Origin of the sequence: Acetivibrio cellulolyticus CD2 (assembly GCF_000179595.2) — a bacterium.
Classification (GTDB): domain Bacteria; phylum Bacillota; class Clostridia; order Acetivibrionales; family Acetivibrionaceae; genus Acetivibrio; species Acetivibrio cellulolyticus.
The window spans coordinates 107122-122782 of the sequence record NZ_JH556657.1; the positions used below are offsets into that span (position 1 = coordinate 107122).

At 36.2% G+C, this 15661-nt stretch carries 12 protein-coding genes and 1 pseudogene; 1 reads left to right on the plus strand and 12 read right to left on the minus strand.

Going from position 1 to position 15661, the window contains the following annotated elements; translation table 11 throughout:
• Positions 1 to 47 precede the first annotated feature (47 nt).
• From ACECE_RS0212600 to ACECE_RS27430, 5 genes and pseudogenes are all read right to left on the minus strand, one after another.
• Complete coding sequence (locus ACECE_RS0212600; protein ID WP_010247589.1) at positions 48 to 917, minus strand: response regulator; 870 nt, start codon at positions 915 to 917, stop codon at positions 48 to 50.
• Positions 914 to 2836 (minus strand): sensor histidine kinase, encoded by a 1923-nt coding sequence (locus tag ACECE_RS0212605; RefSeq protein WP_010247592.1) that lies wholly within the window; start codon positions 2834 to 2836, stop codon positions 914 to 916. The genes ACECE_RS0212600 and ACECE_RS0212605 overlap by 4 nt, the downstream gene beginning before the upstream one ends.
• A 172-nt stretch (positions 2837 to 3008) precedes the next feature.
• Positions 3009 to 4259: an L-lactate MFS transporter gene (locus ACECE_RS0212610; protein ID WP_010247594.1), complete on the minus strand. Its 1251-nt coding sequence runs from the start codon at positions 4257 to 4259 to the stop codon at positions 3009 to 3011.
• A gap of 521 nt (positions 4260 to 4780) precedes the next feature.
• The gene (locus tag ACECE_RS0212615) at positions 4781 to 5443 is read right to left on the minus strand and encodes a nitroreductase family protein (RefSeq protein ID WP_010247597.1); all 663 of its coding nucleotides are present in this window, start codon (positions 5441 to 5443) and stop codon (positions 4781 to 4783) included.
• A gap of 76 nt (positions 5444 to 5519) precedes the next feature.
• A pseudogene (locus ACECE_RS27430) lies at positions 5520 to 6471 on the minus strand (aldo/keto reductase).
• Positions 6472 to 6751: 280 nt separating this feature from the next.
• Between ACECE_RS27430 and ACECE_RS31135 the strand changes: the two are divergent.
• Positions 6752 to 8134 (plus strand): dockerin type I repeat-containing protein, encoded by a 1383-nt coding sequence (locus ACECE_RS31135; protein WP_010247600.1) that lies wholly within the window; start codon positions 6752 to 6754, stop codon positions 8132 to 8134.
• A gap of 91 nt (positions 8135 to 8225) precedes the next feature.
• On the opposite strand, the gene ACECE_RS0212630 is transcribed toward ACECE_RS31135, so the two are convergent.
• The 7 genes from ACECE_RS0212630 to ACECE_RS0212660 form a co-directional block, all read right to left on the minus strand.
• Positions 8226 to 9899, minus strand: coding sequence for a MutS-related protein (locus ACECE_RS0212630; protein ID WP_010247603.1), 1674 nt, complete (start codon positions 9897 to 9899; stop codon positions 8226 to 8228).
• 10 nt (positions 9900 to 9909) lie between these two features.
• The gene (locus ACECE_RS0212635) at positions 9910 to 11601 is read right to left on the minus strand and encodes a MutS-related protein (RefSeq protein WP_010247606.1); all 1692 of its coding nucleotides are present in this window, start codon (positions 11599 to 11601) and stop codon (positions 9910 to 9912) included.
• A 117-nt stretch (positions 11602 to 11718) separates the two neighbouring features.
• Complete coding sequence (locus ACECE_RS0212640) at positions 11719 to 12291, minus strand: PadR family transcriptional regulator (RefSeq protein ID WP_010247608.1); 573 nt, start codon at positions 12289 to 12291, stop codon at positions 11719 to 11721.
• Between the two features lie 172 nt (positions 12292 to 12463).
• The gene (locus ACECE_RS0212645) at positions 12464 to 13495 is read right to left on the minus strand and encodes a hypothetical protein (protein ID WP_010247611.1); all 1032 of its coding nucleotides are present in this window, start codon (positions 13493 to 13495) and stop codon (positions 12464 to 12466) included.
• Positions 13488 to 13691 carry a hypothetical protein gene (locus tag ACECE_RS0212650; RefSeq protein ID WP_010247613.1) on the minus strand — a complete coding sequence of 68 codons (204 nt, stop codon included), beginning with the start codon at positions 13689 to 13691 and terminating at the stop codon, positions 13488 to 13490. Before ACECE_RS0212650 ends, ACECE_RS0212645 begins: the two co-directional genes overlap by 8 nt.
• 26 nt (positions 13692 to 13717) lie before the next feature.
• Positions 13718 to 14332 (minus strand): S8 family serine peptidase, encoded by a 615-nt coding sequence (locus ACECE_RS0212655; protein ID WP_010247615.1) that lies wholly within the window; start codon positions 14330 to 14332, stop codon positions 13718 to 13720.
• Between the two features lie 748 nt (positions 14333 to 15080).
• Positions 15081 to 15635, minus strand: a complete 555-nt coding sequence (locus ACECE_RS0212660) for a nitroreductase family protein (protein WP_010247617.1) — start codon at positions 15633 to 15635, stop codon at positions 15081 to 15083.
• Positions 15636 to 15661 lie beyond the last annotated feature (26 nt).

The window sequence follows — 15661 nt, forward strand, 5'->3', positions numbered from 1 at the left end:
TATTTAAAGTGTTTCAACAAAATATTTAAAATGTTATCAAAAAATATTTAATATTTATTAGTTTTTTTTACGCTGGTTTTTACCTTTCGGTACATTTTGTCAAGTTCTGCAGCTCTCGGATAACTCCATTCATATCCGTTGGCTTCCATATATCCTTTTTGCATAAACTGTTCAAACAGTAGTAAGTCTTCTTTCCTTTTCATCTGATTCTTTTTAATCATCTCTTCAAGCTGATAAACATCACAATCAATTTTATCTGTCACGATTCTGTAATTGCCCCGCACGTTTTCAAGAACTTGAGACAGGCCTGCTTCCGACAATCTTTTCCGCAGCAGATAGGTAGTTGCATGAAAGTTAGTCTGAGCTTTTTCAGAATTATAATCCGGCCAAACAGCATCCGCTATCTTTTCCCAACTGACCGGCACGCCGTTCTTATGCACCAAAAACGCTAATACTTCCTTTGCTTTCGAGTTCTTCCATGTCAATGCTTCTCCATTTGAATACACCTCAAAGCCACCAAAGCATTGAATAAACGGTTTCCCAGAACGAGTTACCGTTCTATTATTCTTTAATAATCTCCGTATGGTTTTGCCCAGCCTTTCTTCTGTCATAGGCTTCATTATATAATCCATAGCCTGCACTTCAAAAGCCTCTACAGCATATTGACTAAAGGCTGTGACAAAAATAATTTCTATATTTTCATTAAGGTTTTGTATTTGCTCGGATAGTTGAAGGCCATTAATACCCGGCATTTCAATATCCATAAAAACTGCATCAAGGAGATTCTCTTTCAAATATGCCAGCAACTGTTCTCCTGTCTCAAACAAACCACATAGTTCAAGCTCCTTTATTTCTGAAACCATTCTTTCAAACCGTTCCAGTACGTGTGTTTCATCGTCCACTGCTGCAATCCTCATTGTAACATCCCCCCTGGTATCAATAATTTTACACAGGTATGTCCTGATTCACTGCTAATTTGAAGACCTCTTCCATACAATTTGAGAAGCCGGTTGTGGATATTAAGAAGTCCGATACCTTGGCCAATATTGTTTCCGCTTAAAAGCACAGCCAGTTTTTCGCTATTTATGCCAACCCCGTCATCTTCAATCTCTATGTAAGTGTTCCTATCTTTCTGCATCATACGTACTTTTACAGTACCGCCGCCTGGCTTTTTTGAAATGCCATGCCGGATGGCATTTTCAACCAAGGGCTGTAGGACAAGCACTGGTATTTGAACATCAAGAGGTATTTCGATCTCTTTTTGCAGCTGTATCTTCTGTCCAAAACGCGCTTGTTCAATATGGAAATATGTATCGACAAACTCCAGCTCTTTTTCGATCGTCACCATTTTATCCAGATTGTTAAATTCCAGACTACTTCTTAAATAGAGCGCCAAATCTATGATTAGTTTGCCTGCTTGCTTTCCGTCCTTTTCACACACATTGGCAATTGCGCTGAGTGCATTGTAGAGAAAATGCGGCTTGATCTGAGCTTGCAAAAACGACATTTCCGTCGCCACTATTTGATCCTTCAGTTTGTCTGCCTCGAGTAACTTTTCATTGTATAAAATAAGCTTTTTATGGTTCATGGCCTGTTGTCTCGCCTGAACATATGACATCGCCAAAATAACAGCCAAATTCCCGAATAGAAACATACACGTTAAATAGATGTTGCCAATCTTTATAAAATTGATGATATCTCCATTCATAGTCCAAATCAAAATGCAGATGGCTATGAATACAAAAATCGCATTGTCTCTTTTTCTCAGAACAGATTTAATCAACACGACCATAATATAAAGCATTTGAATGAGTAAAACAATGTACAGGTACATTGTATAAAATGTCATAGTGTAAGGGCTTGTAATCAGCAGGAATGCATCAAAGACAAGACTTGGGAACAGGAACAAAGCCATTACTTTTTTATTAAATTCCAAAGGATAGATGCTGTGAACAAACAAAATCACAATCGCCACATAATTATAGCCAGTCGAATAGTTGATATACATTCTCAGTTCCGGGGATACATCGGGGAAAAGGATCTGCAAAGGAATTTCACCAAATATCATGGAACGCAAAACGGTTATAAAACAAAAAATGGTATAAAGTAAGGCTGTCTTGTTTTTTGTCTGGAGGAGAAACAGAAAAAAATAATGGATTCCAAATATTAAAACGCCGCCAATGAAGATCAACTGCAAGGTTAACATAATTGTTCTCTGCTGTTCCAATACCTGCTTTGAGCCAAATACAGGAGCTGCACGAAGCCCTCCTGAGGCGCAATTCAAATTGCCTACTTGAAAAACCAGGTCAATCTTTTGCGTATCCTTTGGCAAATCAATAATGGCTATTTTATCATCGCTTTTGAAATTTACCTTGTCGTTCAACGAGCTTCCGACCTCTTCCACAAGTCGTCCATTGACATATAATTTATACGCACCGACAACATATTGAATGCGAAGAGCTGGGTCTATCAATGTCGATGGATAGTAAAGCGACAGCCTGTAGGTAGCGATACCCTGAGTGGTATAATGTGTACCGGCATTGCTAGCCCATACGCCTGGAACTTTCATAAACGAATCCATTTTCACCTTCTGTCCGGAATTATAATCTTCTGGCATCAGCAGTTTGTTCCAATAGAATTCCCACTGTCCATCCAATGAAACTAATTTATTGTGACTGAAATCTATACCTGACAAATCTGCCCTACCGTCATGAGTAATGACCGAACTTGGTGATAACATCATGACCAAGCTATAGAGCATCATAGCAGAAACTAAAATGATAAGCAGCACTCGCCAATTTGAACTGATCTTTTTCCCTAATCTTCTTAGATCCACAATTTAGCCCTTCACTTTCAACTTTCTATTATAGTTATTATATTTTTCGACAGTTTTATAGAAAATCTTAATATTTCTCCAGGCCTCATCGTATTGAGCAAGAAACTAAAAGGCCTGGCTCCGATAGTATATCGAAACCAGACCTTAGCTGAATGATTAATCTTATAGATGATTACTGTAATTTTTCTTTAGGTGCTTTAAGCAATAAGACTATAACAAAAGCAATACCTGCAGCAATTGCAGCAATTGTAAATGCTGTCGAGAAAGCCTTTATCTTGCTGAGTTCACCTACGATGAATGCTGATGCAACTGCACCTATTCCAAATCCAAGTAGCACCATTCCATATATGGTTGCAACATATTTAGTTCCAAAAAAGTCTGCTGTAAGAGTTGGGAATACACCAAGGAATCCGCCGTAGGAGAAACCAACCAGTGCAAATACAATAAGAATAGCGTCTTTTGGTACAAACGATAAAGTTATTATAGACGACGCCGCTAAAATCAGAAGAACTAAGAGAGTATTTTTCCTACCAATTTTATCTGATACAAATCCCCATACAACTCTTCCTAAGGAGTTACAAGCCCCTATAATTAAAACACCAGTCGCAGCAACCGATGCTGACAAACCATTTGAGAGACCGAAAACTTTTGCCATAGGTATTACCATAGAGCCTGCAACTGAAGCAAACATAAGTGCTGCAGCTACTAGATAAAGCTGCGGTGTTCTTAATGCTTCACCAGGTAAAAAGTTTTGGTTGATTACCCCAGCTTTAGGTGCTGGAGGATTCCAATCAGCTGGTTTGAAGTCTTCGGGCGGATTCTTTATAAAAAAGGATCCTAATGTGCATACTACTATAAACATTACACCTAAAAGTGCAAAAGTCTGTAATACTCCAACACTTGGAATTACTATTTCCGATATTTTTGTAAATATTACAGTACCCGCACCAAGTGCTGAAACAATAATCCCTGTTACCAAACCTCTATGATCCGGATACCATTTCTGACAAACTGCAATCGTAGTTGTATAAACCATACCCATGCCAAATCCACCTAGAATCCCATATGAGAGCCAAAGAAGCCAAGGTGTGGCATCAGTTGTAAATTGAGCAAGTAGGAATCCGCCTCCCATTACCAATCCACCAATAACGATAATTGCTTTCGGCTGAACTTTTCCTGATTGCTGACTTTTTCCACCAACAACACTACCTGCAGTAAGTACACTTAAAAGTAGTGCATATGCTAGTGTTCCATAAGTTGGTGACCAGTTGAAAAGTGCTTTAGGAGTATTTTTCGTTATAATTAAATAAGATTGAAATATACCCCAGATATAAGCTGTTCCGCAGCACATCTGAATCAAGATACCTGCGATTAAAGGCAACACACGATTTGGTGCTTTAACTGCCATTAAATTTTGACCCATTTAATCACTCCTTAAAAATTATTATGTCAGGAAGCGTTATGCCTCTAAGGCATAATACATTGTACTAAAAAATGTACAATGTAAATAATATATTAGTGCCATAGGTATTGCAATAGAATAAATGAAAAAGCAAATAACCGTAATTTTTAGTGTGTTTTATTAATAATTTTCGTGAATAAATTTTAGATAATATGGCTGTTTTTTATTTTAATTCCGACAAAGTATATATTTTTCACAGATTTAAGAATGTGCAAATTCCCTAAAGAATGTTTTATCTTAAGAAGCTATTTCAATATATTCACATTATATTAATTTCGTGAATCCAGTTCTTTACAAATTAGTATTCTATGCATTTTATCAAATCATTACAAAAAAAGCCCGCTATAAGCATGATGCCTAGAACTGGCTTAATTACACTCTTAATTTTATTTGTTTATAATATGTCCAGTTTTGAGTATAAAAAAATCACCCTGTACATTTCACAGAATGATTTTTGTTATTCCAGAATTATTTTTAAAAATTTACACCCACTGAAAATTATCTTTACCTGCACCAAGTTCAAAATGATACTTTACAATCCCAAGATCAGCACTAGTAAAAATTCCATTATCACAGGTTATTTGTACACGACTTTCTTCTCCTGTAATCATAAACTTTTGATGATTTAGTGCTGTCGGTGCTAAGAGTGCAGCCTTTACCCCATTGTCAAACCATGCAGGAGCATCACCTTTATATATAGATACTTCACTAGCTGCTTTTGATTTATGTGGTTTTCCTTGTTCTGTACCATACCCCAAAGCAATAATCCCGATTACTTTTTCATTTGCTTTTAAATTCGCATTATCCGCAACCTTGCCTCTGCTGAATGTTCCACCTACCCACCAACTGTTTAATCCTAATGTTTGAGCATATAACATAATGTCCGTACTACAATATCCAAGTGCTTCATCTGAACCTTCTTTTGCAGCAAGTATAAGATAATTCTTTACACCCTTTGCAAGAATTAACTTAATCATAAAATTAAATGCTTCTGTGTTCTCCGTTACAAGACTCATATTTGTGTTATGTTCCATATTCAAATCTTTAATACGCTGATTCAATTTTTCCACTACTTCCACTGGAATTTTTTTGTCTTGATATTTCCTTACTGTGTGCCTTTTTTCCATTGCTTCTATAATTGTCATATTCGCCCTCCTGTTACTTCATTATAATTTTTGTAATCGTCGTAACTTATATATTTGTAACATATGTAAAAGCCATTTAATTGCCAAACAATTCAATAGCTTGTTTCATTTTATTAATAATCTCAACCCCAAACGGACAGTTCTTCATACATAACCCACATTCTATGCACTCACTTGCGTGATGTTCCAGTAAGGTATAATGATTCCTTAATGTTTCAGGAATATCTTCCTGAATTAATGCTAAATCCAAATATTTATTTACTGATGCAATATCTATCTTTTTCGAACATGGGGCACAATGACCACAATACATACAATGTCCGCTAAATGAACTTCTAGGAGCATTTGCAAGCACTTCGCTGTAATCCTTTTCCTTATTACTGGAAGTATTATAGGCGGTTGCTGCAAGTATTTGATCTGTACTAGATACTCCTACCATTGCAGAAGCAACTGCCGGTCTGGTTAAGCAGTAATGTATGCATTGCACTGGGGTTAGTGCCTTTTCAAAAGGTGATTGCGTATCACTTAGTAACACTCCTGCCGCGTATGTTTTCATAACAGTTATTATGTGTTGATATTCCTAAAGACTTTATAATCCCTTTTTCTTTTAATTCTTTTGCATATTGAAGGATCTCTCCATTAAAAATGTTGTCAAAATCTTTTTTGTCATCCACATAGTGAATCATCCCCACATCCACATAATCTAGCTGCATTCTGGTTAAAAAGTCTTCATATGCCTTGACAACTTCATTAATATCCCTCGTACGCCGGTATTGTCCATTATCCCAAGTAGTACATAGATGTCCTTCAATAACGAAGCTGTTTCGTGGATATTTGCTTAATGCTTTGCCAACATTACTCCTAACTTCAGGATTTGAATTATATATATCAATAAAACTAATACCTTCTTTGATTGCACAGTCAATAAGTGTTTCGCATTCTTTATAACTTTTATTTTCGAACCCTTCACCCCCAATACCAATGGCACCGACTTTAATTCCTGTTCTTTCCAAAACACGATATTCCATAATTGCACATCCTTCCTATATTTACTACCCTATAAATACTAAATTGAGTGTATCACATACATGTTGTGTGATACAATATTTTCCACAATTTTTTTTCTGCTTGGGAAAATGTCTACCGACTAACTTAGATGATGTGTGTGTAATGTTCAAAATGTTGGTAATGTTTTGACTCGGCAAGATTTAGACAATACCCCTAAAATATAAGACTATTACGCATATATTAGGCAGTGCAAAACTAAACTGCTAGAAAATAATTTCAATAGGAAAGGATAGGGGAGTAATGAGACATTTTATTTTAAAAAAAGCAAAAACGTCGGTTGTAAGTGTTGCTATACTTGCTTTACTAGTTAGTTTTTTCAGTGCAATGAGTATTAAAGCTACTGGAGAAACACTCGTGTCTACTCAAGGAAATGTAGTTCTGGGTGATTTGAACGGAGATATTAGTGTAAATTCAATAGACTTTGCTTATCTCAGAATGTATCTTTTAGGAAATATCAAGGACTTTCCATCATCGAATGCTGCAAAAGCTGCTGATGTGAGTGGTGACGGAAGTATAAACTCCATTGACTTTGGATATTTTAGAATGTATCTGCTTGGACATATAAAAGTATTCCCAGGGGAAACATCTGCGACACCAACCCCTGTTGAAACACCATCAACTACCCCAACATTTAGCCCAAGTTCACCTGCCCCGTTGCTGGAAATTTTGTCTGAGTTTACTGCTTCTGATGTACCAGCACTTGGCCCTGAGGAAACGAAGATTGACTCCATAAGTTGGAGCGTGCCTAATGGAAATGGTTCTGAACTTCCGGGTGGAGGACTTTCTAGATATCCAATGCTTTACATCGGAGAAGGCTATAATAAAATATTTCTTGTTAACGAGGGCAAGGTTATTTGGACTTACTCAACGGGACAAGGTGAGGAGTATGACGATGTTTGGATGATGACTAATGGAAATATTCTATATACGCGCCAATCTTATGTTGCAGAGGTAAATCCACAAAAGAAACAAGTTTGGCGTTATAATGCCCCAAGTGGATCCGAAATCCATTCGGCTCAGCCAATCGGACTAGACAAGGTTCTTATGGCCGTAAATGCCAATCCTCCTAAACTTGTTATTATCAACAAAACTACTGGAAAGGTTGAAATGGAACATACTCTACCACATGAAAAACCACAGGATGTTCACGGACAATTCCGCAGAGTTCGTATTACTGACAAAGGTACATATTTGGTTTCGTATCTCTCCGTTGGCAAGGTAGTAGAGTTTGATAAGGATTTTAACCAAATTTGGTCTTATCAAGTTAGAAGCCCCTGGGCTGCCATTCGCTTAAAAAACGGCAACACATTAATTAGTAGTGAAAAGTTAGGCCTGGTCAGAGAAGTTAATACTGCAGGCGAGACAGTCTGGGAATTCAAAATGTCTGATATACCACCTGAGTATGGTATTCCAGATTCCCAAAGTTGCGTCCGTCTAGACAACGGTAACACTATACTATGTTCAAGAGGTAACAGCGGAAATAATCCGCAGCTAATTGAAGTTACACAGGATAAAAAAGTAGTATGGGTTCTTAAAGATTGGAAGAACTTAGGTCCAGCCACTGCAGTTCAGATTCTATCTGACTCAGGCATTCCGGAAAATCCGGGAGAATGTCAGCGTTGATATAACTATTCTTGTTAAAAGCTTCAATATCATATATGCAAAACCACAAAACTTTTATCTTTATATCAAGAATCGAAAGCTGGAGATGGTTTTATATCAGTTTCTGAACAAAATCCATATACCTTATATTGAACTGAGCAGCAATATCAGCAGCAAAACTTGACTTGGATGGAGCTCCGGGAATTATTCTGTATGTTCTCTTTCGAATTTCACCATCTGCATCTTCATCCAAGTTACTACAAATTTCTTCATATTGAGCTGCCATACTTATAAATGGTCTGTACTTTCTGCCAAATCTTAGAAGTCCATTGTTCATATTATCCACCCTAAGGGCCAACTCATAAAGATGTGTGACAAAGGAACATCTAGCACCTATAACTGCAAGTGCCATCAGTATGTCCTGTGCAATTATGCTTCCTTCTTTAGAATTGGTGGAAGCAAAGGCTTCATTTACTAAAACAAGACTATGCTTCGTTGCATTTTCCAGTATAATCAGAATTCTGCTAAGTTCCTCGCCTAATCTACCCTCATTGCTTTCAGGCTTTTCATCTACAGGAAAATGAGTAAATAGCTGATCTACCGGACTAACAACAGCATTAACTGCCGGAATAGGTATACCTGCTTGTGCAAGAACTTGCAAAATCCCCATTGCTCGGATGTAAGTCGTTTTTCCGCCTTGATTCGGTCCAGTAATGATCTGAATCCTTTCCTCTCCTTTAATGCAAACATCATTTGTCACAATGTTTCCAAGTGGATTTAAACATCCTTTACCCGAAAGATACAAAGCAAAGCTCAAATCATACATACCCTCAGCTGTCAGAGTTCTTTCCTCGGCTGGAGCCATCTCGGCTCTTGTAGTTATCATACCAAGGCTTTTCATCGTTTGTACAAGCTTTACAGCTCCTTCATAAAACAGAATTTCTTCTGAAAGATTTCTCAAAAAAGACGAAACATTAACTGTCATAGCTTCCAATATACACGCAATATTAGTAAGAATTTTATTTTTAATCTCATCTACATTTTCTTCAAGAATATAATCTATTTCCTTAACAACATAATTATACTCTCTTTTTCGTCCTAGTCCCATAAGCTTCTTTATTCCTATTGATGGGTGTGCTGTTATATATTCACTCTTTTCAAATCCATTATTATCAATATCTAACACAATAGCTTCTTTAAGTTTGAAAGAGGTAGTAAGACTTGCATCCAGTTTTAGTCTTATATACCCTTTTACACACTTTTTGAGTGACATTAAAATCTTTTCAAGCTTATTGAATTTGTCATTTCCAACATAACCCAATATAGCTTCCGACAAATTATTCAAGCCATCGGATAAATAGCTGTTCTCTGAAACTTTTAAGACCTCTCCAACTTTTTTACATACCTTGCAGTATCCCAACAGCATATTAATACCATTACTAAGTTTATATTCTGCCGATACCTCAGCTCTCTTCCTGTTTGATAATTGTCGTTCTCTTTCAATAGGTATCATTGTAGCGAAAGCACTCTTTATATCTGAGAACATTTGCGGTTGTTTGATAAAATCCTGAAGAATATCATACCTGTATGCAATGTCATTTATATCTTTGCATAGTTCAGCAAACACTGAAACAATAACACGTTCAGAATTTGTGTTATTACTTCCGGAAGTCATAATTTGAAGAATTTCATCAAACTGCAAATCTTTAATAAATTCAGGTTTTTCTTCCACTAATTGAAGTTTTCTATTGGCATCCTTGTACAAAAGACTGACTTTCTTAACCATAAATATCCCCCTATCCTGGAATATATCCTCTTTTTTTGAGAAGTGCCGTAATCTGCTCTGGCAAAAGGCCATGCTTAAAAACTATGTCCATTGAATATCCAAGTCCAACCGACTTCATCCTTTGAATCTTGAACGTCCTGTTTCCTGTCAATCCCATATTGTCAGAATCTACTATACCCGCAACCAGACATGCTAGTTTACTTCCCTCATGCACTTCTTCATTTAATGCCTCAATATCATCAGCAAGCTCACCGAAGTGAGTAACATATATCCCTTTGCATTTTATCTTCATTAATATTTTGAGTACATCTCTTCCAAGATAATATCCGTCAATTCTTCTTGTACTTGAGAAAGTCTCATTTAAAAGCACCAAACTCTCTGAAGTGGAATTATTTATAATTACCGACATTCTCTCTGCCTCTTTGCCAAGTCTGCCCTTATCAATTCCCAGAGTCTCTTCTTCAGGGAAATGGGTATATACAGCATCTGCAATACTCATTTCCGCCCTTAATGCCGGAACAAAACACCCCGCCTGAAACAAAACCTGTGCAATTCCTATTGATCGTATGTAGGTTGTCTTTCCTCCCTTATTAGGTCCTGTTAATATAAAAAATTCTCCATCTTCATCAAAACTCAAATCATTTAATACAACCTCTTGGGAAAGCAAATATTTTCCGTCTTCTACCCTTTGCAAAGCAAGGCCTAAATCATAAAGGCCCTCGATTTTGGTGTTTTTTCTTTTGTCTTTTCCAATTACAGGTTTGCAAAACTTAAGCCCATGCCTTTCTACACGCCCTATCAATTCGGTAAACTTAATATAAAACTCTACCTCAACTTTTAATTTGCATATTTCTTCAAAATCCTGCTCCGAATATTTATTATAGAAATTATCCAAGCTTTCAAAAACCGCAGCTTTTTTCATTTGCAATCTTTCAAATACAATTTCCTCCAACCTGGAAAAACGCGCATCGTAGTATATATTACAATACCTCTTATCCATATCATTAAGGAACGCAGCACCATTGCTAAGTATCTGCGATATCCATGACTCTTCACTTTCAATATGTTTTTTTGTCTTTTCCAAATTTATTGCAATATCTTTCAAGCCTTCATAATATCCAAATTCGAGATACACCCCCGATACACTTTCATATTCTTCAGTTATCTTCTTTATTTCCTCAGTCATTGTTCTAAAATTATGTTCCTCTGAGATCTGTGTGATATATTTGAGCAGCTTCTGAAGACCGTAAGACCGAATGCTCTCATTTCTTTCTTCCAAATATACTCTCATGCCTGTAATTAAAGAAGCATATGCAGATGCTTTTTCAAAAAAATATGTTTGAACATGTATTCCCTTTATATCTGCTAATTTTTCCTTAGAGCAATTTCGAATAAAAACCATAGTTTTAACAAACTCTTTAAAGTTCTCTACAAGCCATTCATTTTCTGAAAAGTCCTGCATAATGTCCAATCTGAACTGCAATACCTCTTCGTTAGTACATGGATTTTCAAACAACAGTCCGATTTTTTCACGGTCAGTTCTTTCAAACCCGACCTCGTCCAGTACCTTATCAATACTGAGATCCTTGATAAAACAACCGGAGGGTACAAGTCTTGCTTTCCAGAACTTATAGGATTCATCATTAGGCCACAAAATGCTACACTCTACCTTCTCGAGCACGTTCGAACATGAATTTTCCATAGGATACCTCCTGAGGATTAAGTTATTTCCATTTTAGCACAATACACGCTATATCACGGTGATATAGCATTTCAATAAATAACCTGAACAATATTTATTTGGACGAAAATATAGAATTTACTTATCTTTTTTAATGGCATTATGGAACTTAATGCGTTCAATGGTTTCTTCACACCATCTGATTCTGAATTCAGCATCACCTATTCCATAACGTAAATTTGAATACCAATAAGGATAACTTTCATAATTTTGCGCATCTTCGCTGTTAAAAAACTCTTGTTCAACTCTTCTAAACTCTTCAAGGCTTTTCTTATGTCTCTCTTTTACACGTTCAAGTTCTTCAATGGTCTTTTCTACAGGAATGAGTTTTGCAAAGGTAAGCTTTAGCTGAAGTTCCAGCCGCTGCGGCGAAGGTTCAACAGGACGCATTAACCAATCTATCAATTCATTCTTTCCCTTTTCGGTTATGTAATACACATTCCTTGATGGTCTTCCTTCACTCTTCTCCTCTTTTTTTGTAATTACTCCGTCCCTCTCCATCTGCTTTAAAACAGGATAAATATGTCCAAAATTCTCATTCCAGAAATAAGCTATTCCAGTATCACAGTTTTTTTTGATGTCATAACCGGATCCGGGCATATTATTTAAAATTCCGAGGATTGCAAATCTAGTTTTGTTTACATTTGCCATATATTTAGAACTCCTCAATTAAAATAAACTGCATATCTATTATATCACTCTGATATATAAAATCAATAAAAATTTATAAATTCTCGATCGCTTTACTACTTGGAGTTCTAAATCATTTACTATTAATTTGTGTTAAATTACAAAATTCTCCAAGTCAAGATGTAAAAATCATTTAATTGCCAAATACATTACCAAGTTCATCTGTTACCGCTAGATTTACTTTGTTTAATGTAGAAGACTTGAAGACATATTCTCCGGGTACACTGACATCTCTTAAGTATATTGCTTTGGGGCCATCTTGAGTCGGGGTATTTATATATACTTGATATTCCCCTTCGGAAGCAGGTATAAAGACTTCTCCGTTTATAAGGTTGCTTGCTCGATAATTGATTTTTTCTCCAGTATTCAAATTGAGCATCTGTACTGTTAATGTATTCGCATATAAATTTCCAGGAGTACCGACCGTAAGTTTAACACCGCTACTTCCTATATTTCTGCTTAATGTAAAGCAGGTTTCAGCTTCTATTGGTTTTGGATATTGAGAGCAAATCCTTAACTTATATATACCTTCAAGCATATTTTGGGGTAATTCCACAGATGCAGAATTGTAAGGAGTGTTTGATCTGCTGTAAACCACCTGGTTTGAACTGTCAAGAATCTCAACCGTCATTTGTTGCCAATTATTAGTTGAGTTCAGTATTGAAAGAAAACGATTGCCGTACTCGTCTTTTAGTGTAGGGGTAATTGTCATAATTTCACCAGGCAAATACGTATATTTGTTTAGTTCAACCTTTGCTGTAATGTTTTCTCCTCCATAGAAAACAGTGTTCTCTCCAGTCGTAAATTGTCTGGCGTCACCTTCCTCCCTCATTTCCACATAATTGTTCCGTATAGAGAATTGAGGTTTGTAGAATCCCGGGGTTACATAGAAATTATCTCCGGCTGCAAGTTGTTCTCTGGAGATACCAGTTACATAAGCATCCCAACCCTCACTAAAATATGAATACACCATAGTCGGTGAAAAATTGTTCATGTCAGTCCAACAGACATTTATTTTAGCTAAATGGTCAATTTGTGAATCAAACGTGATAGTATTGTTAGTACTTGAAATGGAAGTATCAGGAGTTAGCAGCATGAACGAATCCATTGCAAGATCAGCGAATCTGGATCCTTCATACATAAATTGGTAAATACCTTCACTCATGTAAACTATCACTTATGTTCAGGGTTACAGGTATAAGTTCACTCTCGTCAAAAACAACCTTGCCTGTGGCAGATACCTTCTTTACCTGCCATACCGAATAGGCTCCATCAGCATTTTTGATATCGTATTGTGCAAATAATATAAATTCATTTCCATTAATGACAGATGCACCTGTGAATTCACAGATTCCATACATATTTGTTAATGTAGAATCAATATGCTCTAATTCATATTAAACGGTCCAGGGCTTGGATCATTATCTAAATCGCAAAAATCATATCCATCCGGAGAAATTTTATCTTTTAAGTCTTCATGGTTTATGTCTATTCCTGTATCAACAACCGCTACTATTATCTCGCTCATACCTGCAGCATCACCCATCTTTGCCCAGGCTTCAGGTGCTTTTACCGTTTGAAGGCCCTTTTGGTTGGTATATCGTGGGTCATTCGGCGGGTCAGAAGGGAAGGACATTGCCTTTCTTATATAGTTTGGAACTGCATATTCAACCTCCGGGTTGGCTTCCAGCATTTCCATGGTGTTTATAAGGTCGTTTTCCTTTACCTTTAGCAGTTTAACATTGTCTCTTCCTGACTTGATGGTATCCGCAGAAACTTTCTTTTCAAGTTCTGCTTTCTTTTTATCATGTGTTCCGAACTTATACTTGACAATGATTTCTCCTTGGATATGGTCGTGCAGTTTGGATTCTCTAGCTGAAACTGTGGAGTTTGAAAGTTTTTTAAGATTTTTCTGGTCATTTGCGCTTGCAATATTTACACTGAACATAGACAACAAAACACTCATTAAGATCATGACAGAAAATAGTTTTTTTCTCATCATATAGATTTCCCCCTAATCGTTTCGTTATTTTTCTCTTTTTTCCTGATTGAAATCCGATAATGCTGAACAAACAGAGATTTATAGAAGTCATTTATTAAACCTCTAAAGAATTGTTTTATTGATCACCGCCTTTCGTTTATATTTAACATAAAGGAGAGAGCTTAGGAACATTGCTGGTTATAGATTTTGGCGGATAGGATAAAAGTTACAAGTTTTATACTTCGGATGTTTTATAGCGAAAAGGTCGTATATGTATATTTGTAATTGAGTAGCATAATAAACAGTTTATGTTAATTATTATATAAAACTTTTTTTCAAATTAATAGATACACTTTGTCAGATGAATACATGCAGTTTGTCAGATAAATATATGCGGTTTGTCACAAAAGTCTGCAAATGATTTCCGTGAAAGTATAGAGATTGACTTAGAATCCATGTATTAGAATTTATCAATTTTACTGTAATAAAGGACTATAACCTAGTAGTTGAAATCGGTGAGCAGTATTTCAAGGATGCCAATTACGTTCGGAATTTAGTTAGTGAAAGGAAAGCTCTGGAAAATTGGAATGTGTTATTTCAAAACTTAAAATATAAGAATGTGCTAAAAATTGAAACTAATAAGAGCAACCTGCCTTTTTGATCGTTTATTTATATTGTACTTGCAGTTTCGTACACAATCATATTTTGCTGCACTTGACCTAAAAAAGCAGGGCCCTTTTAATCTTTCTAACATTTTTATCTGGGTGGCTCAACGTATATAGTCAACTACATTATAATTTCTACTCGGTACAGACGGTTGGTATTCCTCTTCTTTATATCCCAATACAAAAACATAGTAAGGTTCATAACCTTTCGGTATACCTATTTTTTCAGCCTCTCCTTCTATTTTAAACCCAAATGAAGCAAATCCCAGCCATACTGATCCTATATTCAAGCTTTCTGCTGCAATAAGCATATTCTCAACAGCACAACAACAGTCAACTTGGCTGCTCATTTCATCTCTTCTCCCTGAAACTATAATTAGCGTTGGTGCTTTATATGTAATATCGTAATCCGGATTTAATCCTGCATTCCTAATCCATTCAATTTCCACCGTTGCCATAACCTTTTTGGAAATGTCATTGATGTGTTCAATAACCTTTCGATCTTGTATAACTGTAAAACGCCAAGGTTGTGAATTATGACCACTCGGAGCATAAATACCAGCTTCAATAATCATTTCCAGTTCTTCCTGCTTAATTTGCTCAGGTTTATATTTTCTAACGCTTCTCCTACTTTTTATTACTTTCAATACTTCATTCATTTTTAACCCTCCTCATTGTATATGAA

What these genes read in the sequence shown, in the direction of transcription:
- ACECE_RS0212600 (WP_010247589.1), bottom strand. Translation starts at nt 917, where the DNA reads ATGAGGATTGCAGCAGTGGACGATGAAACACACGTACTGGAACGGTTT.
- ACECE_RS0212610 (WP_010247594.1), bottom strand. Translation starts at nt 4,259, where the DNA reads ATGGGTCAAAATTTAATGGCAGTTAAAGCACCAAATCGTGTGTTGCCT.
- ACECE_RS0212645 (WP_010247611.1), bottom strand. Translation starts at nt 13,495, where the DNA reads ATGAGTGAAGGTATTTACCAATTTATGTATGAAGGATCCAGATTCGCT.
- ACECE_RS0212640 (WP_010247608.1), bottom strand. Translation starts at nt 12,291, where the DNA reads ATGGCAAATGTAAACAAAACTAGATTTGCAATCCTCGGAATTTTAAAT.
- ACECE_RS31135 (WP_010247600.1), top strand. Translation starts at nt 6,752, where the DNA reads ATGAGACATTTTATTTTAAAAAAAGCAAAAACGTCGGTTGTAAGTGTT.
- ACECE_RS0212615 (WP_010247597.1), bottom strand. Translation starts at nt 5,443, where the DNA reads ATGACAATTATAGAAGCAATGGAAAAAAGGCACACAGTAAGGAAATAT.
- ACECE_RS0212635 (WP_010247606.1), bottom strand. Translation starts at nt 11,601, where the DNA reads ATGGAAAATTCATGTTCGAACGTGCTCGAGAAGGTAGAGTGTAGCATT.
- ACECE_RS0212660 (WP_010247617.1), bottom strand. Translation starts at nt 15,635, where the DNA reads ATGAATGAAGTATTGAAAGTAATAAAAAGTAGGAGAAGCGTTAGAAAA.
- ACECE_RS0212630 (WP_010247603.1), bottom strand. Translation starts at nt 9,899, where the DNA reads ATGGTTAAGAAAGTCAGTCTTTTGTACAAGGATGCCAATAGAAAACTT.
- ACECE_RS0212655 (WP_010247615.1), bottom strand. Translation starts at nt 14,332, where the DNA reads ATGATGAGAAAAAAACTATTTTCTGTCATGATCTTAATGAGTGTTTTG.
- ACECE_RS0212650 (WP_010247613.1), bottom strand. Translation starts at nt 13,691, where the DNA reads ATGTATGGAATCTGTGAATTCACAGGTGCATCTGTCATTAATGGAAAT.